General features: G+C 37.4%; 21 protein-coding genes. 3 read left to right on the top strand and 18 right to left on the bottom strand.

Annotated elements, in window-relative coordinates; genetic code table 11:
- Positions 1-187: 187 nt before the first annotated feature.
- On the bottom strand, positions 188-1033 hold the full coding sequence (locus ACFSBH_RS11565) for an LAGLIDADG family homing endonuclease (RefSeq protein WP_251510422.1): 846 nt from the start codon (positions 1031-1033) through the stop codon (positions 188-190).
- 199 nt (positions 1034-1232) lie between these two features.
- Here ACFSBH_RS11565 and ACFSBH_RS11560 point away from each other — a divergent pair, with 199 nt between their 5' ends.
- Entirely contained in the window at positions 1233-1988 is a 756-nt protein-coding gene (locus tag ACFSBH_RS11560; protein ID WP_251510423.1) for a hypothetical protein, read from the top strand.
- A gap of 106 nt (positions 1989-2094) precedes the next feature.
- Here the strand turns inward: ACFSBH_RS11560 and sspO are convergent, their stop codons facing one another.
- The 8 genes from sspO to ACFSBH_RS11520 form a co-directional block, all read right to left on the bottom strand.
- A complete protein-coding gene (gene sspO / locus ACFSBH_RS11555; RefSeq protein ID WP_251510424.1) occupies positions 2095-2244 on the bottom strand; it encodes a small acid-soluble spore protein O in 150 nt (49 codons plus the stop codon).
- A gap of 87 nt (positions 2245-2331) precedes the next feature.
- Entirely contained in the window at positions 2332-2679 is a 348-nt protein-coding gene (locus ACFSBH_RS11550; RefSeq protein ID WP_251510425.1) for an SCP2 sterol-binding domain-containing protein, read from the bottom strand.
- Positions 2679-3245, bottom strand: coding sequence for an NUDIX hydrolase (locus tag ACFSBH_RS11545; protein WP_251510426.1), 567 nt, complete (start codon positions 3243-3245; stop codon positions 2679-2681). Before ACFSBH_RS11545 ends, ACFSBH_RS11550 begins: the two co-directional genes overlap by 1 nt.
- A gap of 168 nt (positions 3246-3413) precedes the next feature.
- Positions 3414-4076, bottom strand: coding sequence for a DNA alkylation repair protein (locus ACFSBH_RS11540; RefSeq protein WP_251510427.1), 663 nt, complete (start codon positions 4074-4076; stop codon positions 3414-3416).
- Between the two features lie 73 nt (positions 4077-4149).
- Complete coding sequence (locus ACFSBH_RS11535; RefSeq protein ID WP_251510428.1) at positions 4150-5160, bottom strand: ABC transporter ATP-binding protein; 1011 nt, start codon at positions 5158-5160, stop codon at positions 4150-4152.
- Entirely contained in the window at positions 5141-6166 is a 1026-nt protein-coding gene (locus ACFSBH_RS11530) for an ABC transporter ATP-binding protein (RefSeq protein ID WP_251510429.1), read from the bottom strand. Before ACFSBH_RS11530 ends, ACFSBH_RS11535 begins: the two co-directional genes overlap by 20 nt.
- A gap of 28 nt (positions 6167-6194) precedes the next feature.
- Entirely contained in the window at positions 6195-7115 is a 921-nt protein-coding gene (locus tag ACFSBH_RS11525; protein WP_251510430.1) for an ABC transporter permease, read from the bottom strand.
- A 16-nt stretch (positions 7116-7131) separates the two neighbouring features.
- Entirely contained in the window at positions 7132-8025 is an 894-nt protein-coding gene (locus tag ACFSBH_RS11520) for an ABC transporter permease (protein WP_251510431.1), read from the bottom strand.
- A 387-nt stretch (positions 8026-8412) separates the two neighbouring features.
- On the opposite strand from ACFSBH_RS11520, the gene ACFSBH_RS11515 reads away from it, so the two are divergent.
- Positions 8413-10038 (top strand): glutathione ABC transporter substrate-binding protein, encoded by a 1626-nt coding sequence (locus ACFSBH_RS11515; RefSeq protein WP_251510432.1) that lies wholly within the window; start codon positions 8413-8415, stop codon positions 10036-10038.
- A 41-nt stretch (positions 10039-10079) separates the two neighbouring features.
- Here ACFSBH_RS11515 and ACFSBH_RS11510 read toward each other — a convergent pair whose 3' ends face one another.
- From ACFSBH_RS11510 to ACFSBH_RS11500, 3 genes are read right to left on the bottom strand one after another with little or no spacing between them, the layout of a single operon-like run.
- A complete protein-coding gene (locus tag ACFSBH_RS11510; protein WP_251510433.1) occupies positions 10080-10502 on the bottom strand; it encodes a PH domain-containing protein in 423 nt (140 codons plus the stop codon).
- A gap of 11 nt (positions 10503-10513) precedes the next feature.
- Positions 10514-11392 carry a 5'-3' exonuclease gene (locus tag ACFSBH_RS11505; RefSeq protein WP_251510434.1) on the bottom strand — a complete coding sequence of 293 codons (879 nt, stop codon included), beginning with the start codon at positions 11390-11392 and terminating at the stop codon, positions 10514-10516.
- 13 nt (positions 11393-11405) lie between these two features.
- Entirely contained in the window at positions 11406-15020 is a 3615-nt protein-coding gene (locus tag ACFSBH_RS11500) for a dynamin family protein (protein ID WP_251510435.1), read from the bottom strand.
- A gap of 243 nt (positions 15021-15263) precedes the next feature.
- Here ACFSBH_RS11500 and ACFSBH_RS11495 point away from each other — a divergent pair.
- Positions 15264-16426, top strand: a protein-coding gene (locus ACFSBH_RS11495) for an IS3 family transposase (RefSeq protein ID WP_251510436.1) whose coding sequence is annotated in 2 segments (ribosomal slippage) — positions 15264-15540 and positions 15540-16426 — 1164 coding nt in all. Because the reading frame shifts where the segments join, the coding sequence is not laid out codon by codon here.
- 57 nt (positions 16427-16483) lie between these two features.
- Here ACFSBH_RS11495 and ACFSBH_RS11490 read toward each other — a convergent pair.
- The 6 genes from ACFSBH_RS11490 to ACFSBH_RS11465 all read right to left on the bottom strand — a co-directional run bounded on the left by ACFSBH_RS11490 (position 16484) and on the right by ACFSBH_RS11465 (position 22255).
- The gene (locus tag ACFSBH_RS11490) at positions 16484-18013 is read right to left on the bottom strand and encodes an acyl-CoA carboxylase subunit beta (RefSeq protein WP_251510437.1); all 1530 of its coding nucleotides are present in this window, start codon (positions 18011-18013) and stop codon (positions 16484-16486) included.
- A 17-nt stretch (positions 18014-18030) separates the two neighbouring features.
- Entirely contained in the window at positions 18031-18801 is a 771-nt protein-coding gene (locus ACFSBH_RS11485; RefSeq protein WP_251510438.1) for an enoyl-CoA hydratase, read from the bottom strand.
- Between the two features lie 21 nt (positions 18802-18822).
- Positions 18823-19035 (bottom strand): acetyl-CoA carboxylase biotin carboxyl carrier protein subunit, encoded by a 213-nt coding sequence (locus tag ACFSBH_RS11480; protein ID WP_251510439.1) that lies wholly within the window; start codon positions 19033-19035, stop codon positions 18823-18825.
- 13 nt (positions 19036-19048) lie between these two features.
- Positions 19049-20404: an acetyl-CoA carboxylase biotin carboxylase subunit gene (locus ACFSBH_RS11475; RefSeq protein ID WP_251510440.1), complete on the bottom strand. Its 1356-nt coding sequence runs from the start codon at positions 20402-20404 to the stop codon at positions 19049-19051.
- A 30-nt stretch (positions 20405-20434) separates the two neighbouring features.
- Positions 20435-21577 carry an acyl-CoA dehydrogenase family protein gene (locus ACFSBH_RS11470; RefSeq protein WP_251511094.1) on the bottom strand — a complete coding sequence of 381 codons (1143 nt, stop codon included), beginning with the start codon at positions 21575-21577 and terminating at the stop codon, positions 20435-20437.
- A 93-nt stretch (positions 21578-21670) separates the two neighbouring features.
- Positions 21671-22255 (bottom strand): TetR/AcrR family transcriptional regulator, encoded by a 585-nt coding sequence (locus ACFSBH_RS11465; protein WP_251510441.1) that lies wholly within the window; start codon positions 22253-22255, stop codon positions 21671-21673.
- Positions 22256-22414 lie beyond the last annotated feature (159 nt).

Below are 22414 nucleotides of genomic sequence, written 5' to 3'. Positions count from 1 at the left end.
AAAACTTCAATTTCATCTCACTATCTAGAGTAAACTTTATTAATGAGACAAAATTAGCTCTCTGGTACATAACTTCCTATAATATATATTATGTCTACTAGAAAATCCGAAAAATAAATTGCATAGTCTGTTAAACAGATTATGCAGTAATAAAGTATTCAAGCCCCTCTTCCTTATAAATACTTCACTAATCACAATTCTTTCTTTCGAGCTTCCGATTTTTAATAGCATTTTTATGAACTTTAATTCCTCTATCCTTTAATTGATCTAAAGGTAAAGTTTCCTTCTGAAAAGCTTCGTATTTTCTTCTGAGGTATAATCCTTTGTTTTGATACATCCAGTCGGAAAACAATTTTATAGTTTTTCGTCCACTTACATAAACACGATAATATGTGTCATGTTCTGTAAAATTAGTTTCAAATCCGTATTCATCAATTACATTTCTTAATGATTGCATAAATAACTTAGATCCTCCAACAAAACTGATAAAGTATTTTTCATACTTAACAAAACCGTCTCCATCAAAATATCCCCGTACAAAGTGACTCATATATTCCTTTGGTACATACGGAAATTTAATATTACTCGTTTTGTTTGGCCCAACACCGTGAATTTCTTTCAAATCTTTCTTCATTTCTTTGCTATTTATATTCAATAGATAAACGTCGGAGTTATTCTTGGTAATTTTGTGGTTGGAATCAAGTTCAGATCTGATATTTTCTAATATATATTTTTCTTTTTGTGAAAAACTAATCATTTGATGATTACTGGAAACCATACCATCCGCGATAAAAAAACCTAATATATATGCCATATTATTTGACCAGGTTTTGAAATAATCTTCATTTACCGTATATATTCTCCTCCAGCTCCCTCTCGGCCGCATCTCCACATTATTTTCTTTCAATAACATGCGAATATACCTCGGTGACACATTCGCAAGTTTTGCAATTGATGTGGTGCTCTTCCCATCTAGATATAATTTTATAATTTCATCAGTCTCCAAAATTCTCTTCCTTAATAGTTTATCCAATTCACTCTCCCCTTCTCATCAGAATATATGTTCGTATTTATGTATATCATAATCCATGAATCAGAAAACATCAACCAGAAGCTAAATTAGACTGTTAAATTCGTATAAATCGTCTAACTTTCAAAAAAATTGACCTTTTCATCTGAATTCTGATATATTCGATAAAACAATCGAATTCATGGATAAGGAGCTGGTTGTAATGCGAAATGAAGTATCCGTTTTTGTCATGTCCATAAGCAATTCATCAGCCGATATCGGTTATGAACTAAGCGAGTATTTAGAACAACTGCAAATCAGCACATCGTACTGGACACAATATATTGTCCCTACAAAAGTAACTCATCGCGGTGAAGAATTGATTGTTCTATGCAGTGGTTATGCAACTGCCTACGTTCTTTCTTTCTATATAAGTCGAATTTGGAATTTCGGTGATCGACCATATTTTGGTCTCAGTTTCGGTAATATAGAAGAAGGTTTTAACACAATAAATATCGAGTCTTGGATTCACCCTTTACTGAAACAAGCAAGAAAAGCAAACGAATCGGCAAAAAACGAAACTGACAAGATGCAGTTTCGATTTCAACTATCCCAGTCAACAGCTAGCCAAGGCTTTGAAGTTTATTACGAACAGTTTGAGACGTTGTTGAATATGAATCTATCCTTGCTGCAAGAACTAATGAATGAACAAACAGAGATACAGTCTCTTGTCACTTCACTTTATTTAATGCTTGGCCAGCAAAATAAAGTGAGTGAACATCTTGGAAGAACGACATCGACCATCTCGACACATATGAAAAATGGTAAAACGCCTATCATCTTATCTACATTTCAAAGTATTATATCTGTACTGAGCTCATTAGAAATGGAAAAAGTTGAGAATCAAACCGATGAACTGCAAAAGAATATTAGACAAAATATTACGCAGCGTCTGCACCACTACCTTCCTCAAAGATAGGAATTCACATATTGCTATCCTGAACTATATCGATTCTCCATTTCAATCTTAATTAACATAAATAGGCTGCAGTTCTTAAGTGAACTGCAGCTTAATGAAAGACTAATTATTGACGTTTTTTTGTCTTCTTATTATTTAACTTTTCGTTTGCAGTTAATGGTTCATTAGCAAACTCGTGATCAAAATTTTTGGTCAGCTTCTTTCTTACAGCTTGCTCATCACTAAAACCGCCATTACTTAACTTTTTCTTAGTCATTTCAACACCTCCATCTATATATTCTTCAATTGATGGAGATTTATGAGCGATTTATTATAATGTCGCTATGAATGATTTGTCTTTAACCTACTTATATTGCTTCAACAATGATTCAAGCTGTAATGCTTTGCCCATATCACCATTTATTTTGAGTTTTCCAGTCATAAAGGCAACTGTCCCTTTTAAATTTCCAGATAAGAATTTTTGAAAGCTTTCAGTATTCATTTTCAAATTGCAATCCGCCTTATTTTTATCGGCATCCTTCGATACTTCAGCAACCCCATTTTGGATACTTAGTAGATAGGTTCCATCGTCGATATCTGTGATATCGAATAGATAAATCGCTTTCATATTTTTAATCGGTTCCGGCCTTTCATTCAACATCATTTCAATGTGACTCATAACCTCATCTATTTCTAGAGTTTGCTTGGTCATTAGATTCTCCCCTTTGTATTAATTTCGATAAGATAGTTTTTCGCTAAACAGAATGCTGTTACAGAAAAAAGTTGCTGTAGTTCTCCTGTTTTGACTAGCTTTTCTACGTTTTCAAATGGTATCTTGAAAATATCGATAACTTCCCCAACATCTAAATCTTGCTCTTTTACCTTTACAGCATGAAGCATCAAGTAACTGATCACTTTATTATTTTGTGTTGCTGGATTGACAAAGAATTCACCTAAGTAAATTGGCGATGTGTTTGTTTGATAACCAGTTTCTTCCAAGACTTCTCGTTGAATTGCTTGCTCATATGATTCTCTATATTCGGTTTTTCCAGCTGGAATTTCATAAAAGAAGCCTTCAGCACCATGTCGGTATTGCTTTATCAGTACCATTTCCTCTTGATCTGTTAATACAACTGCATTTACCCAGTTTTCAAATTCATTCACATGGTAAGCATCGATTATGTGATTTTTATCTTCTATTAAACATTTGTCTTTTCTTAAATTACCATGTGGTGTTTTATAAAGATAAGACCGCTCTAATACTTTCCATTTCTGCACTGTTCTCCCCCATGTCTAACTTTAATTCTAGAAAGAATAATCAGAACTAATATTTTACAATGTACTATGTAATTATTAACCGAAGATGATACAAACATGAAAGATGGAGCGAAAGTTTTCGTAGTGGTGAATTTGAACACTCACCTCCTTTATCTTCATTTATATGTTTTATATATACTTACTCCCTTCTCTGACACTCAACTTAGAAAGCGGATGCTTTTCCATAAACTGTCTAACAGAATCTGGATTAGTTTTGGAATATTCTCTGAGTGCCCAACCTATTGCCTTTTGAATAAAAAATTCCTTGCTCTGTGAATGAGTTATTATATATCGATAGAGTAAATCTTCATTGGTCTGTTCCTTATACTTTAATTGAAAGAGGATGGCACTGCGTTGCAACCAAAGATGATCACTATCATTCCAAAACTCTATGTTCTCTTCTATTACACCAGGAAAGCTCCTTGATATCTTTCCCACTGCTTTTTGTGCAAGCATATCCACGGTATCCCACCATGATTTTGAAGTGATCAATTCTTCCATTAAACTTATATCGCTTTTATCTAACTTCTCCAATGAAACCCCAATATAGTCTAATGCTGCATACTGATATTCTCTTTCTTTTAGATTCCATAAAGAACGGACGAATGTACGTTGAAATTTCTCTTTTCTTATTCCACTTTCTTTTAGAAATTGCTGCATTAATTTTCTACGTAATGGAGTTTTTATGCCGAGAAAAGGAAATTTATTCCGCATATATTTTTCCATGTGGAATGCATTTTCCTTGTCTTCGTGTTCATTAAATAACTGTTGAATATATTCGATATAGTCCATGCCTTTCCCTCCCTATAAAAATAAAAATCCCAAGTATTCCTATTATAGGAACACTTGGGATTGATTTTCAACTTTACTTTTGTAATGCCATTTCACCAGAGTGAATTTTTTCAATGTGGTGACATGCTGCACGGTGGCCTTCCTTCATATGATCAAGATTGCGAAGTTCAGGTACCTTCGTACGACAAATCTCCGTAGCAAATGGACACCTAGTATGGAAACGACATCCTTGTGGCGGATTAATTGGTGAAGGAACGTCTCCTTTTAATACAATCCGCTCTTTCTTCTTCTCCGGATCCGGTATAGGTATAGCAGATAATAATGCTTTTGTATAAGGGTGTTGTGGATTTTCAAATAGTGATTTTTTATCAGCAATCTCCACAATTTTCCCTAAGTACATTACGATAATTCGGTCAGAAATATGACGAACAACACCGAGGTCATGAGCGATGAATAAATAAGTTAAATTAAACTCTCGTTGTAACCTCTTTAGAAGGTTTAGAACTTGAGCTTGGATCGACACATCTAGTGCAGAAACAGCTTCATCAGCAATAATTAATTTCGGGTCAACGGATAATGCTCTTGCGATTCCAATACGTTGACGTTGACCACCAGAGAACTCATGTGGATAGCGGTCAATTTGTTCAGCATTTAGTCCAACGATTTCCATTAATTCAATTGCTCGTTTACGCAATTCACTTCTTGGAGCAATTTTTTGAATTTGCATCGCTTCAGTCAGAATTTGTCCCACCGTATGTCTAGGGTTTAGTGAAGCGTAAGGATCTTGGAAAATAACTTGCAAATCTTTTCGTTTTTCCCTCATTTGGCTCTTGTTCAAAGCGAGAAGATCTTCACCTTCAAAGTAAACTTCTCCATCAGTTGGTTCTTCTAATCGAAGAATTGCACGACCTGTAGTCGATTTTCCGCAACCAGACTCACCAACGACACTTAAAGTTTCACCTTCGTAAATCTCAAAGGAAATATCATCAACAGCTTTTACATGGTTCACTGTTCTACCAAGGAAACCACCTTTTACTGGAAAGTATTGCTTTAAATTATTAACTTTAAGAAGTTCTTTCTTCATTTCTAACTTTCACCTCCGGATCTCCATCCCATTTGTCGCTGTAGATCCAGCAACGTACTTCAGAGCCATCTTCTTTTCTATCTAATTTCGGAAGCTCAGTTACACATAGTTCAGTTGCAAATGGGCATCTTGGTGCAAAACGGCAACCTTTTGGCATGTTCTTAATACTAGGAACATTACCTTTAATCGGTTCTAACTCATCCACGTCGACATCATGACGGGGCATGGAATTTAAAAGTCCAACAGTGTAAGGATGTTTTGGGTTTTTAAAGAGTTCCTTAACTTCCTGATATTCAACTACTTGTCCACCATACATTACCGCTACATAGTCACAAGTCTCTGCAACTACTCCTAAATCGTGGGTAATCATGATTACTGACATTCCTAATTCTTCCTGCAAACTGTTTATCAATTCAAGTATTTGCGCCTGAATCGTAACGTCCAATGCAGTTGTCGGCTCATCAGCAATTAATAGTTTTGGATTACAAGCAAGGGCCATGGCGATCATAACACGTTGACGCATACCACCTGACAGCTCGTGCGGATACTGTTTCATCCTTTGTTCAGGTGATGGAATCCCAACAAGCTCCAACAATTCAATGATACGTTTTTTTCCTTGTTCTTTATCCATTCCTTGGTGAATCTTTAAAGCCTCATAAATTTGTTTCCCTATTGTATATACAGGATTCAATGAAGTCATTGGTTCCTGGAAAATCATTGAAATATCGTTACCACGAATCGAACGGATATCTTTTTCACTTAACTTTGTGAGATCTCTATTATTGAAAAGAATCTCTCCACCAGCTATTTTACCGTTTTTGGCAATTAAGCGGAGTATGGAAAGAGCGGTAATACTTTTACCTGAACCAGACTCTCCAACAATTCCTAGAGTCTTACCTTTTGGCAATTCAAAAGAGACACCATCAACTGCTTTTATTTCAAAGCCTTCATCATCAAAGAATGAGGTTCTTAAATCTCTCACATCCAAAATGATTTCTTCTTTCATGTTTCCACCTCTTTCCTAAATCAATAGCCTAATCCATATCAATACGTTTATTTAAGAATTTATAGGATATATCTACAAGTAGATTGATAAATACAAAGACTACTGCAATAACTAGTATTCCTGCTTGAACAACAGGGAAATCTCTAGCTAGTATTCTATCAACAATCAGCTTACCCATCCCGTTGATTGCAAAAACTGATTCAGTAAGAACCGCACCTGCAAGTAAACCACCAAACTGTAGTCCAATTACGGTTACAATTGGGATCAATGCGTTTTTCAATGCATGTCGATATGTAATCACACGCTCTTTTAATCCTTTAGCACGTGCTGTACGGATATAATCTTGAGAAATGACATCCAACATACTTGAACGTGTCATTCTTGCGATAACTGCAGCACCAGAGGTTCCTAATGTAATAACCGGCAGTATAATTTGTTCAGGTGAACCCCAGCCAGTAGGCGGTAGCCAGCCTAAATTAATCGAAAACCACTGCATTAACATTAGTCCGAGCCAGAAGTTTGGCATGGATAGTCCAAATAGTGCGACAAGCATAACAGTAACGTCGGCCCAAGAGTATTGTCGGACAGCAGATATAATTCCAGCTGCCATACCTACTACGATACTAAAGATCATACTGTAAACCGCTAACTCAAAGGTTACCCAAAATCTCGGCCATAATTCTGTAGTCACTGGTAGACTAGTTCTCCATGAGTTACCAAAATCAAGCATCACAGCATCTTTCACAAAATGATAAAACTGAACCGGTATAGGTTCATCCAATCCTAATCTTTTCTCAATTTGAGCTACAGTTTCCGGTGGCGCATTCTCTCCAGCTATAATATGTGCCGGATTACCTGGCGTTAAATGCATGAGAGAGAACACAATAATGGTTACTCCAAGTAATACAGGTATTAATTGTAATAATCTACGTATTATAAATTTAAGCATTCGTAACTAACCTCCCTTACCTCATTTTCGGATCAAGCGCATCACGTAAACCGTCTCCAAACACGTTGAACGCTAGTACTATTAACATAATCACGAGTCCTGGGAAGAAAGCAATATGACCAGCATCCCAGATGAAATCACGTCCATCACTTAGTAGTGCCCCTAGTTCTGGAGAAGGTGGTTGCTCACCTAAGCCAAGGAAGGATAGCCCACTCGCTGATAGTACAGCACTTGCAATGAAGATACTACCTTGTACAATGATTGGTGATAAGATATTAGGTAGTATATGAAGAAAGATAATTCTAAAATCGGATGCTCCTAAGGCTTTCATTGCATCAATATACTCGAGGTTTCTAACTGAAAGTGTGGAACCTCTTACTATCCTCGCAAACGTTGGCACTGCAAACAGTGCTATAGCAATGATTACGTTTTGTCGGCTTGCACCAAGTATACTGATTAGTGCCAATGCCAAAAGAATACCTGGGAAAGCTAATAAAATATCCATTAGCCTCATAATAACCGTGTCCAGCTTACCGCCGTAATATCCAGAGACAATACCGAGAATAATCCCAACAACTCCACCTAAAATAGTAGAAAGAACCCCGATTGTCATTGTTATTCCTATACCATGGATAACTCTTGTAAAGATGTCCCTACCATGATGGTCAGTACCAAACCAATGTTCCGCTGATGGTCCTGCCAATTTCACGGCATAATCTGGCTCATTTGGATCATGGACAGTAAATAAAGGTCCAAATATGGCAACGAGAATGAGGAAAAGAATAAGATAACCTCCGATTAACGCTGCTTTGTTTCTTGATAATCGTCTGTAGAAATCCTTGAGATTATTTAAAAAGAGGGACCCTTTTTGTGATTGCTCTAAGTTTGGATTTGATAGATTACTAGACATTTGATTAAAAAACCTCCTTTGGTACATGAAATACTTCTTTTTGGTAGTAGATTGCCCCTGTTTTTAAGCATTACTAATATTAGTAAACTTTTTTATATTAGAAGTCCATAAAATAAAAAAGCTTACATATTATGGTAAATGCTAAATAAATCAAAATTTTCTTGTCAGAGGAAAATTTTGAACATTCTACTTCCTTTTTCCACGGTTTTATTCTTTTTTTGGTCTTATCACCATAAAAATAAGTATAAAGTATAATTAATTTTTAGTAAACAATAAGACAGAAAAAGATATATTAACTTGCAATTTACAAAATAATAATTTAATATTAATTAAGAATTATGTGAGTTGCATAATTCGGGAAATTATTTTATTGAGGGGGTTTTACGCATGAAGTCACAGAAACATTGGTTTCTCGTATCTCTATTTTTAGCACTAGCATTAGTACTAGCTGCCTGTGCTGGAGACGGTGAGCCAACAACTGAAGAGCCGGATGATTCTGCAGAAGAAACTGAAAGCGGAACTGAGGGTGAATCAGAAGGCGCAGCAGACGGAGAAGGTGGAAATCTAGTTATTGCAATTCCATCTGATGCAGTATCTCTATCTACACAAGGCTCTAACGACGTTCCATCAAGTAACGTAGCCGAAAACATTTACGAAGGTCTTACTAAACTTGATGCTAACCAAGAAGTACAACCAGCTCTAGCTGAATCTTGGGAAGAAGTAGATGAAACTACTTGGGAATTTAAACTTCGTGAAGGAGTAACATTCCACGACGGTGCAGAACTTACAGCTGAAGTTGTAAAAATGAACTTTGATCGTCTAGTTGATGAGGAAATCGCATCACCACGTGCATTCTTATTTGAAGCAGTGGAAAGTGTTGAAGTCGTTGATGATTTAACATTACGTATCAATCTGCAATACCCATATGCTCCACTTCTTTCTGTATTAGCTCATAGCGGTACAGCGATTATGAGTCCTAACATTATTGAAGAGGATGCTAACGGAGGAGAAGTTGATGCATATATCAACCAAAATCCAATCGGTACAGGTCCTTTCAAATTTGAAAGCCGTAATCCAGGTGCAGATGTAGTGTTGACAAAATATGAAGATTACTGGGGAGAGCCTGCGAAGCTTGACCAAGTTACATTCAAAGTTGTTTCTGAGCAAAGTGCACGTATCGCTGAGCTAGAAACAGGTGTGAGTCATGTTGCTGACAACATTGGACCGAACAACGTATCTCGTGTTGAAGGTACAGACGGAGTACATGTAGTTCAAGAACCAAGTGTTTCCTTAGCTTATGTTGGTTTCAACGTTCAAAAAGAACCATTTGATGATGTAAGAGTTCGTCAAGCCATCTCAATGGCAATTGACAAAGAACAAATCATTCAAGGTGTTTACAATGGTATCGGAATCCCAGCAGTTGGACCTCTTGCTCCTCCTGTTTTCGGATATGACGAAAACGTAAGTGGATTAGAGTATGATCCAGAAGCTGCTAAAGAATTACTGGCAGAAGCTGGTTATGAAGATGGCTTCACAACTACAATTTGGACAAACGATAACGAACAACGTGTAGACACAGCTGTAAATATTCAAGCACAGCTAGCTGAAATCGGAATCGATGTTGAGATTGAAGAACTTGAATGGGGTGCTTACCTCGAAAGAACAGCAAATGGTGACCATGATATGTTCATCCTTGGCTGGTCTGTTGTAACATCTGACGCAGACTATGGAATGTATCCACTATTCCACTCATCTGCTGTAGGTGCAACTGGTAACCGTTCATTCTTAGAGGATGAAGAACTAGACAAATTGCTTGATGATGCTCGTCAAGAAACAGATCCTGAAGTAAGACAAGATCTATATTCTAAAGCACAAGAAAAACTAGTTGAACTTGCGCCAATGATCTACTTGAACCACTCTGAATATATTCTTGGTGTAAATGATAGCGTAAAAGACTTCTATGTTGATGCTCAAGGTATTTACCAAATCAAACAAGCTTATATCGAAGAATAAGAATATAATTAAAACGACCTCGAATTATCGAGGTCGTTTCTTTATTTCTTGTTATGTGGCATTAATCTTTCATCAATTGGAATATCCGGCTTTATATCTAATAGTGCACTTATGAATTTTTCCCTGTCTTGAGGTGAAATCGCTACGACGTCGTATTTACCACAAGATATTTGAATTCGGTTAAACGATAAAGCTGGAGAATTGATTGGCATTTTGGATTTGAGAATTAATTTTATTTCAGGTATATGGATTGTCTGCCGAATTGGTCCATAATATACTTTAATTTTTTCACCTTCGATTTTATAGCCTGTACGAAACCAAAACCACAGAAGGAAGCTGCCTAATATAATCATGATCATCATAGTCGTAAATTGCCCTTTAATAAGAGGAAACAACACACCTGATAGAGTGATTCCCCATATGAGACCTGTTATCCATTTATCTCTTAGCGATGGAAAATACATATGCTTCCTCCCTATTGCACACTTGCTACAAGCATTCTATCTAGATTCTTAAACTCCAATTCCTCTAGTTTCGCTTCTATTTTCCATCGTTGGAAGTTCTTTTTGGCTGATTCTAATTCACAATATACAGGTACATCACTCTTAATTGCTGCCAGCTTTCTGGATATATATAACATTTCTAAGTCGTTTTTAATCTTTGTTCTGATTCCATTTGTAAGTTTATCGAGGTTCTCTAATAATCCTTCAATTGTATGATATTCTTTAATTAATCGGAGAGCAGTCTTCTCACCTATCCCTTTTACGCCAGGATAATTGTCCGCGGTGTCCCCCATTAATGCTTTTACATCAATGACTTGCGAAGGATAGATCCCTCTTTTCTCATAAAAGTTCACAGAAGTAAATAATTCGTAATTCCCCTGCCCTTTTCTCATAATCGCAACAGAGATATTCTCATCAACAAGTTGTAACATATCTTGGTCACCGGTTAAGATGATGACTTCATCTTGGTCACTATATACTTTTGCAAGTGTACCAATACAATCATCAGCCTCATAGTCAACCAAACCGATATTTGGAATATTAAACGAGTCTACAACTTCTTTCATTAAATCAAATTGTGGTATAAGCTCGACGGGTGGTGCTTCACGATTCGCTTTATAGGCTGGAAAAATCTGATTCCGGAAAGTTTTACTTCCCATATCCCAGCAACAAACGACATGAGTAGGATCATATGTTTCTACAGCATCTAAAAAATACCGTAAAAATTGATAGATTCCGTTCGTTGGTACTCCTGTACTGGTTTTCATAAAATTTCCTCTGAAAGCTGTGGCAAAGAAACCTCTAAATAATAGTGCCATTCCGTCTACAATTAAAATCCTATTTTTATCCATTTAATTACTATTCCTACTTTCTCTTTGCAAGCTTTCTAAGCTCTTGTAAATTTTGCTGCATTTTTTCAAGATTTGTCGGGGCCTCCAACATGGTAAAGTAATTTTCCACCTGTTGATTAAGTCCTCCCGAAGCAGAATTTTTCAATTCCACTATTAGTTCCTTCCATTGATCGACATAACTTGTAAGCATCTTCCCCTGATTCGTTTTTATGAATGTTTTAATAGATGGTAATAATGCTTCGTAAAGCTGCTCCTTCATTATTTCCTTTTCATTTTGAACAAAGAATGCCTTTGTTCCTTTATATTTACCAAGAATGAATTGGAAATCTTTTAATTGGATATCAACTAACTCTTTTTCATATTCAGGAGTGTTCAGTTCGTAATCAAATTGCTTCGATAGAGTAAACAAATCATTTATATCTATAATTTTTTCGTTCATCACTTGATAAACCTCATTCGCCAGTTCTAGAGAATAACCTTCTATCCTAAGCGAGATTGCTTGTAGTTCCTGGTTTAATTCAAATCGTATATATTCAATCAAGTTCTCTAAAGCAAGCTTTAACTGTAAATAGGCCTTCCTACCATTTTCTGTGATTGTCGTTGGGTTGAACATTTCTTTAAACATATCGTGGTAACGGATAGCCAAGCGTTCAATAACATAATATAATTGCTTTTCTATGCGCTGAATAATTTGCTTATCGTAAACATCTGTTTCATAGGATTTAATCAAGGTTATAGCCTGCTTCTGCTCTTGTTTGATCTTCTCTATTTGTTTTGCTTTGTCAGATGCATCCAGAGATGCTGTAGAAATATATTGTTCCATCGTCTGTTGAAGACGCTTGATGTCCCATAAGGCACTTTCAATAGTTAGTGCAGCCAAATCACGATGGATGAATGAATAGAAATGGTCCTCAAAATCTTTCATCAACTCATTCAATGGATGACTATTCAGTTTCTCGACTAAAGACTGTTTGCTTGATACAGGGAAGATTCTCGCCTGTCTTATCCCTAATCTCAGCAATTCCTCATTTACATACGATGTGACAAGTTGCAGTTCTTCCTCACTTTCAGCAAGGTCTGCGGCATTGACAATAAAAAACATTTTATCCAACTGAAAAGCTTCTTTCACTCGGCCAAGCTGCATGAGAAAATCGCGATCAGCACGCGACAGGGCGTGATTATAATAGGTGACATATAGAATCGCATCTGCATGTTTAATATAATTGAAGGCAACATTTGTATGCCTAGCGTTAACCGAGTCTGCACCAGGAGTGTCTACTAAGGTGATTCCTTGCCTCGTAATCGAACAATCATAATACAAGTCAATTGCCTCTATATAGCAGGCAATCGTTTCATCTGTCACGTATTTCGCAAAATCATCCAGCGTAATCGTAACCTTTTTCCCTAGATTTTCTTTATTCGCCGGATATCCTTTCAACAATGCATGAATATAGGCTTGATACATATTGTTTAATTGTCTGTCCTCAACAATGCTTTTCTTTTCCATCCAAGAAAGTAATCGATGTAAGTCCTCACCCTTGGGGGATAAGTTCTTTGTCATTGCTATTAATTCTTCACGTAAATCCTCTTCTTTTTTCATTGTGACTACTATCGTTCCATGTGGATGTTCGACCGAAACCGGATGAATCCGATTCACTGTAGCAGTTGTCGGGTTCGGTGAAACCGGTAATACTTTTTCGCCAATTAGCGCATTCGAGAAAGACGACTTTCCAGCACTGAATGCACCAAATAAAGCAATGGTAAAGGTCCGATTGGCTAGACGGTCTTTTTTCACTTGTAATTCATCAATTAAATTGTTGAAACCTGGCAGACTTTCCGTTAAGTTTATTGCTTGTTCAATATACTCAATGACCTGATCTACTGTAAATTCAGTTGAGTCAGATGGATGGCTAGAGTCAATTTCCTGTTCCGCCTCGACTGTCAAATCATTACTCTTGATGACTGGTTGTTCCCCCTTTATGAATTCTTGCCTTTCATGAAGGAGTTCAACTGTTCTTTGCCAATCCTCTTTATTTATAATTGGATCATGCAACATCCGATCAATTGCTTCCTGCTTGGATATCATTTCCTGTTCTATTTTATTATACTTACTCTGGATTTCCTTTACTTCTTGCAGATTATCATAAATCGATTGATTCTCCGATACTGTGGATGCATGTTTGTCTTGGAGCGCCTTTTTCATAGAATGCAATAAATCCAAGGATTTCCGTTTGTATTTAGATTTCACGTCAGCTGCTACATCATTGGTGTAATTTAAAACATATTCTCCATTAATTTGAGCACCTGGTTTTAGCAGATTCAATAATTCGGAACTATCATATTCTATCACGAATTGGTTTACCTTTTCTATTAAAGCTTGATCAGATAAATTGAAATCTCTAAGTAGCTGCAAATATTTATCTCGCAATTTCCAGCGGATTGCAGTTTCCATTGTCTCTTGTAAAGACTGCATAAAATCTTCTAATCGTTTGGATTTTTCTTCCTCGGTCTTTCTTTTGGAACCAAATAAACCAACTTTGAACCCTGGTTGCTGTGACTCTAAGAATTGTTGCGCTTTATCACGTAACGCTTTAGGCATGAGATATGCGTTTTGTAATGTATATTTTAATTCATGCTGGAATGCTTGCTCCAATTCTTCCGGCTCTTTAGAGATTTCCGCTAATCTGTCCTCAATTTTTTCAATTTCATCTAATCTCGCTTCTATATCTTCATCGATTTCTATATCACTCTTCAATGCTTCATATTGTTCTTCTAAAAATAATTTGTGCTTGTTAATCACTTGTTGAACTGAAGCATCTATATTAAAGTATTTCTTCTCCTCATTTTGCAATATAGAAAATAACGTTTCTTTTACTCTATCCAGCTCATTTGTAGGTAAAGATGAGTCAAAGAGAGATGTATAAAAAACTCCTAGGGGATGTATATCCCAGTCGGAAAAAGTTTTTCTTATGCTTTCTTTAAAACTTGCAAACGACAATTCCTCTTCATTATGCTTATCAATCTGATTAATTATTAAATAAAATGGAATATGATTATTTTGTAATGATTGAAGAAAATATAGATTGACTTCGGATTGGACATGATTATAATCCATCACATAGAACAGGACATCAACTAAATGTAATGCACTTTCTGTCATTAATCGATCTGCGTCATCAGCTGCGTCAATACCTGGAGTGTCCATGATAGCTGCCCCATTTGGAATCAGCTTATCTTTAGTGCTGATTTCAATACGCTGTATCGTTTCTTTATCTTTAGAATAAGTTTTAATCATATCCAAATCATAAGGTTCTTGATATTCAACAGGATCTCCATCTGTGAAAAAGACTCTTGCCCAGCCTTCACCAGAATTGATCTTAACAATATTTGCACTTGTCGGTATCGGACTCTTCGGTAAGATATCTTTACCAAGTAGTGTATTGATCATCGAGGATTTACCCGCCGAAAAGTGGCCTGAGAAACTGACAATCAGTTCTTCATTGTATAACTTATCGTATAAATCCAAGACCTTTTTAGCATTTTCTTCATCATTATTTGCTTGCATCATTTGATAAAGAGCTGCGAGCTGCTCTTCATTTGTCTTTACCCCTGTATTTGTCTGAATCATGTCTTCTTTCTCCTGCCCCTCATTTTACCAGTTTGACTCCATTATACGTAAAATTGACGTTAATTTCTACCTTGCCTCGTTACAAGTATCTTTTGTTCTAATCTTGTTTACATAATGTAATTATAGTTAATTAAAAACAAAAAAGCCTTGGCAACTTAGAGTGACCCAATAATATGAGACAGGAAAAAACACCCCTTATGTCGTATATAACAGTATTCGACAATTTAGGAGGTGTTTTTCCTTATGGGTAAAAAACGATTTTATCCTGAAGAAGTGAAACAAGAAGTAATACGGTTAAAGTTGTCTGGTGAATGGACCAATAAGCAAATCATGGAGAAGTTTGGAATCAAGAATAAAACGCAAATTAAAACTTGGATGAAATGGCATCGAAACAATGAACAACACCGATTAGCTCAACCTATCGGTAAGCAATATACCTACGGTAAAGGGCCAGATGACGAAAGTGAAATCAATCAACTACGACGCAAAGTGGCTTATTATGAAATGCGAGATGAATTATCGGGAAAGTACCAAGAAATCGAAAGGAAGTGGTACCAGAAGTTTTTGTAGAAGTGGTTGAAGCTCTTAAAGACCGATATACGGCGTCGGATATCTGTGAATGCTTTGGGATTCCCCGATCAACTTATTACCGATGGAAAAGTCAGGCGGGTCAGGAAATTCCTAAGTTACATCAATGGATTATTAGTATTTGTAAACAGCTTTCGCATCGTATTGGTCATCGGAAAGTGAAAGACATTTTACGAAAGGATTATGATGTAAAGGTTAACCGAAAGACTGTTCAAAAGGTGATGCAAAAATACAAGATTCAGTGTCGCGTTAAAGTAAAGCGACAAAAGTATATTGCAGGAGAAAGCAAGATCGTTGTTCCTAATCTGTTAAACCAAGATTTTAAAGCAGATAAACCGAATCAGAAGTGGGTGACAGATATTACGTACTTACCGTACGGGCCGAAGATGTTGTATTTATCAACCATTATGGACTTGTACAATAACGAAGTGATAGCTTATAAAATTAGCGATACACAAAGCGTTGATTTTGTGTTAGACACATTGCTTGATGCTTGTAACGGTCGAGAGACTCATGATTTGATTTTACACAGCGATCAAGGAGCTCAATACACGTCCTATTCATTTCAAGCATTGGCAAAAGAAAACGGCATTACCACCAGCATGTCCCGCAAAGGCAATTGCTTTGATAATGCCGTCATCGAATCCTTCCACTCCTCGCTAAAGTCGGAAGAATTCGCCGCTCAGTTTAGAGCGACTCTAACAACTACTATTGTAATCGAAAAAGTAGTAAATTACATGTATTATTACAATTATATACGACCTTTTTCTAAATTAAATTGCCACAGTCCTGTAGAATATAGGACCGTGGCAGCATAGGTGTTTTTTCTAGTCTCGTTTCACTGGGTCAGTTCAACTAGTCGCCAAGGCTTTTTCTTAAACCGGATATACTCCGTGCTTCCTTTCTGTAAACGGAAGGCTTTTATCAGCATACACTTCATATCGTTTAATTAACTCATTTCGTAACTGATTCGGATGAATGATATCATCAACCACCATTTCCGAAGCAAGACGGTAAATATCAATTTCTTCTTTGTAGGCATCTTGTTTTTCTTTTATAAATGCACTTCTCTCTTCTTCTGGTAATTGAGCAATCTTGTTGGCATGAACCGCGTTTACGGCCGCTTCAGGACCCATTACTGCAATTTGGGCATTCGGGAATGCTAGGACACAATCTGGTTCAAATGCTGGACCTGCCATTGCATACAAACCAGCTCCATATGCTTTTCTCACAATTACGGAAATCTTTGGAACGGTTGCTTCACTCATACTGGAGAGCATTTTAGCACCATGACGAATAATTCCTTCCCGCTCCACTTTTGTTCCGATCATAAACCCTGGAACATCGGTTAAGAACAATAGAGGAATATTAAAAGCATCACAAAGTTGGATAAATTTCGCAGCCTTATCAGCAGAATCTGTGAATAACACTCCACCTTTTACACGTGGTTGATTTGCGATAATACCTACGCTATGTCCGTCAATCCTTGCTAGTCCCGTGACTAATTCTTTCGCAAATTCTTTTTTAATTTCACAGAAACTATCTTCATCAATTATTTGGTCAATTAAATCAAACATATTAAATGCTGCATTTTGATTTTCCGGCACAATATCGACAATCGTTTTCTCTGATGCTTTTACACTTTTTGGTTCATGAACTGGAGGCTGATTCCTAAAATTTGCTGGAAAATAACTCATATACTTCCTGGCATAATCGATTGCTTCCTCTTCTGTTTTCACTAGTACATCACCGACACCAGAAACAGTGCAATGCATCCTTGCTCCGCCCATTTCTTCCAAAGACACTTTTTCTCCAATAACTTTTTCAGCCATTCTTGGGGACCCTAAATACATCGATGCGTTTCCTTCCACCATGACGACTATATCGCAAAAGGCAGGGATATAAGCTCCACCTGCAGCAGAGGGGCCAAACAATAAACAAATTTGAGGGACTCTACCGGATAATTTAATCTGATTATGAAAAATCCTACCTGCTCCCCTTCTTCCAGGGAACATTTCAATCTGATCTGTAATACGTGCGCCCGCAGAGTCAACAAGATAAATAATTGGTATCTCCAGCTTCAATGCGGTCTCTTGAATCCGGAGTATTTTCTCAACGGTCCGTTTCCCCCAAGAACCGGCCTTAACTGTAGAGTCGTTCGCCATCACACAAACATTTTGTCCGTTGATTTTCCCGATTCCTGTTACGACACCATCAGAAGGCAAATCTCCAGCCATGCAATTTGCAAAAAAAGCATCTTCTATATCAAGATTATCGTCGAATAAAAGCTCTAACCTTTTTCTGACAAATAACTTACCCTTCTCTGCGTTCGCTTCGTGATATTTTGTTTTCCCACCTTGTTTAACCGTTTCAATCCGTTCTTCCAAATCTTTGATAAAAGTCATCTGTCCATCCTCCCTAACTATTCGCCTTTGTAAATTGGTTTACGTTTTTCATTGAATGCTCTCAATCCTTCTTTACGGTCTTCAGTTGGAATTGTTTGTTGGTAGGCAAGATGTTCTATTGCTAATCCAGTATCCAAGTCTGTTTCCAATCCACGATTGATCGCAAGTTTTGCCTGTTCTAAAGCAATTGGTCCATTTGCTGAAATTTTTTCTGCTAAGCCCATGGCTTCATCCATCAATCTATCAGAAGGAACAACACTTTCTAAAATACCTAATTTTCCAGCTTTCTCTGCAGTAATCCGCTGAGCAGAATAGATTAGCTGCTTCGCTTTACCAATTCCAATTAAGCGTGGTAAGCGCTGCGTTCCACCTGCACCAGGTATAATTGCTAATGAAGTTTCCGTTAGACCTAACTTCACATGCTCTGCAGCAATCCGTACATCACAAGCTAGAGCCAATTCAAGACCACCACCGAATGCGACACCATTGATCGCTGCTATAACAGGCATTCGCATTGCTTCAACTCGATTAATTGTATGGCCAATATATCGGACCGTATTCACTACTTGACGGTCGTTCATACCTATACGTTCTTTCAAGTCTGCCCCTGCACAAAAAGCTTTTTCGCCTTTTCCGGTTATAATTGTACAAAAGCTGTCACGATTTTCATCAATTAAATCAAGCGTTTGATTTAATTGTTCTAATAGCTCGATAGACAAGGCATTTGACGCATTCGGTCGATTCAGCGTTACAATCGACACGTTATTCTCTACATGGAGATCAATCATCCCTATTCCCCCTTACGTAATTCATTCAATAACAGCTATCTCGTCTCCTTCATTAACAAAATCCCCTTCTGCCACTTTTAATTCTTTAATAACACCGTCCGTTTCGGCAGAAATAGGAATCTCCATCTTCATCGATTCAAGGATCACTACGTCCTCTCCTGCACCAACTGAATCACCTTCATGCTTCACTATTTTCCAAACATTTCCGGCCATACTTGCTACTAATTTTTCCATTTTCATATCCTCCTTAAGACTTTTTAGTTTGTGGTATATAATGCGTCTCTACGAAACTCGTAGTCGTGTTTCCTTCACGGAATGCTTGCAAACCTACTGTTGTTTCCAGCATTGGCAGATTCGTTTTAATTCCATCAATTACATATTCTTTCAACGCGTTCTCTAGACGTTTTACTGCCTCTTCTCTCGTATTGCCCCTTACGACTAATTTTCCTATCATCGGATCATAAAATGGCGTCACTTTGTAATTTTCTGTGAAACTGATTTCATTGCGGATACCTTCACCCGAAGGGAATTTTACATTCGTGATTGTACCTGGTGATGGGAAAAATCGAATCGGATCCTCTGCATAGATCCTCGCTTCAATCGCATGACCATTCCGCTCAATTTCATGTTGATTGAAAGGCAGTGCTTCCTGATTTGCAATTTTAATTTGGAGTTCGACAATATCCAGACCAGTAATTTCTTCTGTAACTGGATGTTCCACTTGAATTCTGGTATTCATTTCGAGAAAGTAGTAATTTTCTTCTTCATCGACAAGAAATTCAATTGTGCCCGCATTTGTATAATTAATGGCCATCGCTGCCCGTACAGCATCTGCTCCCATTGCTTCTCTCGTTTTATCAGAAATGAACGGAGATGGAGCTTCTTCGATCACTTTTTGATTACGGCGTTGAATCGAGCATTCACGATCAAATAGATGGACAACATTCCCAAATTCATCTGCAAGTATTTGAATTTCGATATGATGAGCATTCTCTATTTTCTTCTCCAAGAACATGGAACCGTTCCCAAAGAAATTTAAAGCTCTTTCCGAATTATTTTTAAATGCTTTCCTCAATTCTTCTTCATCGTTGACGACCTGCATCCCAATACCTCCACCACCAGCAGCAGCTTTCAGCATAATCGGATAACCGATTCTTCTCGCCAATTCTATCGCATGATTTACATTATCAACGGCTGCATCCGTACCGGGAACAACTGGTACACCAGCAGACATCATTGCATTCCTGGCATTCACTTTATCTCCCATCTGCTCGATTACAGAGCTGGTAGGTCCAATAAAACGAATTCCCTCCTGTTCACAACGTTCGGTGAACAAAGCATTTTCACTAAAAAATCCATATCCTGGGTGGATTGCATCCACTTGGGCTTCTTTAGCAATCTCAAATATTTTGTCCATGTTCATATAACTTTCGTTTACGTGAGAACCTCCTAGCAAATACGACTCATCCGCTGCGTTCACAAATGGTGCATTCTGATCAGCCTCTGAATAGACAGCTACAGAAGTGATACCAAGGCGTTTACATGTCCGGATGATTCGAGATGCAATTTCCCCTCTATTCGCTATTAAGATTTTCTTTATCATAGACTGCCTCCTCATTCTACATCTATAATCCTAACAACCTAAATATCTAGCAATTACTAAACGTTGAACTTCTGACGTACCTTCTCCAATTTCCAGTAACTTTGCATCCCGTAAATAACGCTCGACTTCATACTCCCGCATATATCCATAGCCACCATGAATTTGAATGGCTTGATCAGCAGCTCGTACAGCAGCTTCAGATGCAAATAATTTCGCAAAGGCTGCTTCCTTTCCGAATGGTTTTCCTTTATCCTTTAACCAGGCCGCTTTTAGTACCATATTTCTTGCTAATTCCACTTCCATTGCCATATCTGCCAATTTAAATTGAATAGCCTGGAATTTGGATATCGATTGTCCGAACTGCTTTCTTTCTTTAGCATACTCCAACGCTTTATCTAAAGACGCTTGAGCAATTCCCACACCTAATGCTGCAATAGATATCCTTCCTCCATCCAACGTCGATAAAAATTGCTTGAATCCCTTATTAACTTCCCCTAACACATTTTCTTTTGGAACTCTCACATTATCAAGAACAATCTCAGCTGTATCTGAGCCTCGTACTCCCATTTTATCGTAGTCGCTTTTTATCTTAACGCCTTCTGTATCTGTCGGCACGATGATGGACGAGATAAGATTCTTTCCATCGTCGCTTTTATCGGTTACTGCTGTGACAATTATCACTTTGGCAAAACTGGCATTTGTTATAAAACATTTCTCACCATTAATTACATAGTAGTCTCCATCTGAAACTGCCGTAGTTTTCGTCCCACCAGCATCTGAGCCTGCATTTGGCTCCGTCAAGCCGAAGGAACCCAATGCTCTTCCTTCAGCCAATGGCTTTAGGAATTCTTCTTTTTGCTTTTCTGTTCCAAAATAATATAAAGGGCTTGCACCCAATGAAACAGCTGCAGCATAACTTAACCCAGTACTCCCGCAGACTCGACCAACTTCTTCAACAGCAAGAGCATAAGATAACGTATCTCCTCCTGCTCCGCCGACTTCTTCTGGGAATGGTAATCCAAGTAGCCCTAATTCTCCCATTTGCTTGAAGATATCCTCAGGAAATTCCGCTTTTTTATCAATTTCAATTGCACGTGGCCGTATGACACCTTCAGCAAAGTCACGGACCATTTTCTTAATCATTGATTGTTCCTTAGTCAATTCAAAATTCATCGCCATCTATACCCCCTATTCATTTATGACCGACTGGTTGGTCGGTATTGAGCCTAAAAAATACCTCTGAAAAGAAGTGTGACTCTGTCTCCACTATTTAGTTGAATCGGATAATACAGCGTGTAATATTAAGTCAATATAATAATCAGCAATTTCCTCTATACTTTTTTCACCACTTCTTTGATACCATTTATATGTCCAGTTCACCATTCCGAGAATCGCCATTGTTGTAATCTCAATAGAAAGATCTTTGCGGAACTCTCCAGTATCCACACCTTCTCGAATAACGGATTGAATTATCCCTTTAAATTGTTGCCGCTTACGTTTTACAATTTCTTCATGTTCGGGTTTAAGATAAATACTTTCCTGGTAGAATACCGTCAAATGGGCTTTATATATGTCGAAAACGCTTACAAAATCTTTGATGATTGAACGCAATCGAGTAGCAGGTGGAAGACTTTGTTGGTTAGAACTGGCAGCCCGTTCGAGCACATACGTTATAAAAATGTCATGGATAACAAACAATAGTTCATCTTTTGAGGAAAAATGGTGGTAAAATCCGCCTTTAGAAATGCCGGCAGTTTCTACAATTTGATTCACAGTAACGCCATGAAATCCGTGTCGTTCAAACAATACCAACGATGCATTGATAATACGCTCCCTAAGTTCCGTCTCCATGCAACCCCCTTTCTCATACTTTTACTAATACTTTATCATACAATTTTACATAGATAAAGAATAATCTGTTTCTTTCATGATGTTAAAATTCTTTTTCTCGTATCATAAACACCTCCTGTTAAAACCAAGTTCCGAAATGAATCAAGGCAAAAAAATAAG

It is taken from the genome of Oceanobacillus luteolus, assembly GCF_042678205.1.
Taxonomy (GTDB): Bacteria; Bacillota; Bacilli; order Bacillales; family Amphibacillaceae; genus Oceanobacillus; species Oceanobacillus luteolus.
Note: the sequence above shows the minus strand (reverse complement) of the source record. Positions and strands in the feature narration are given on the sequence as shown.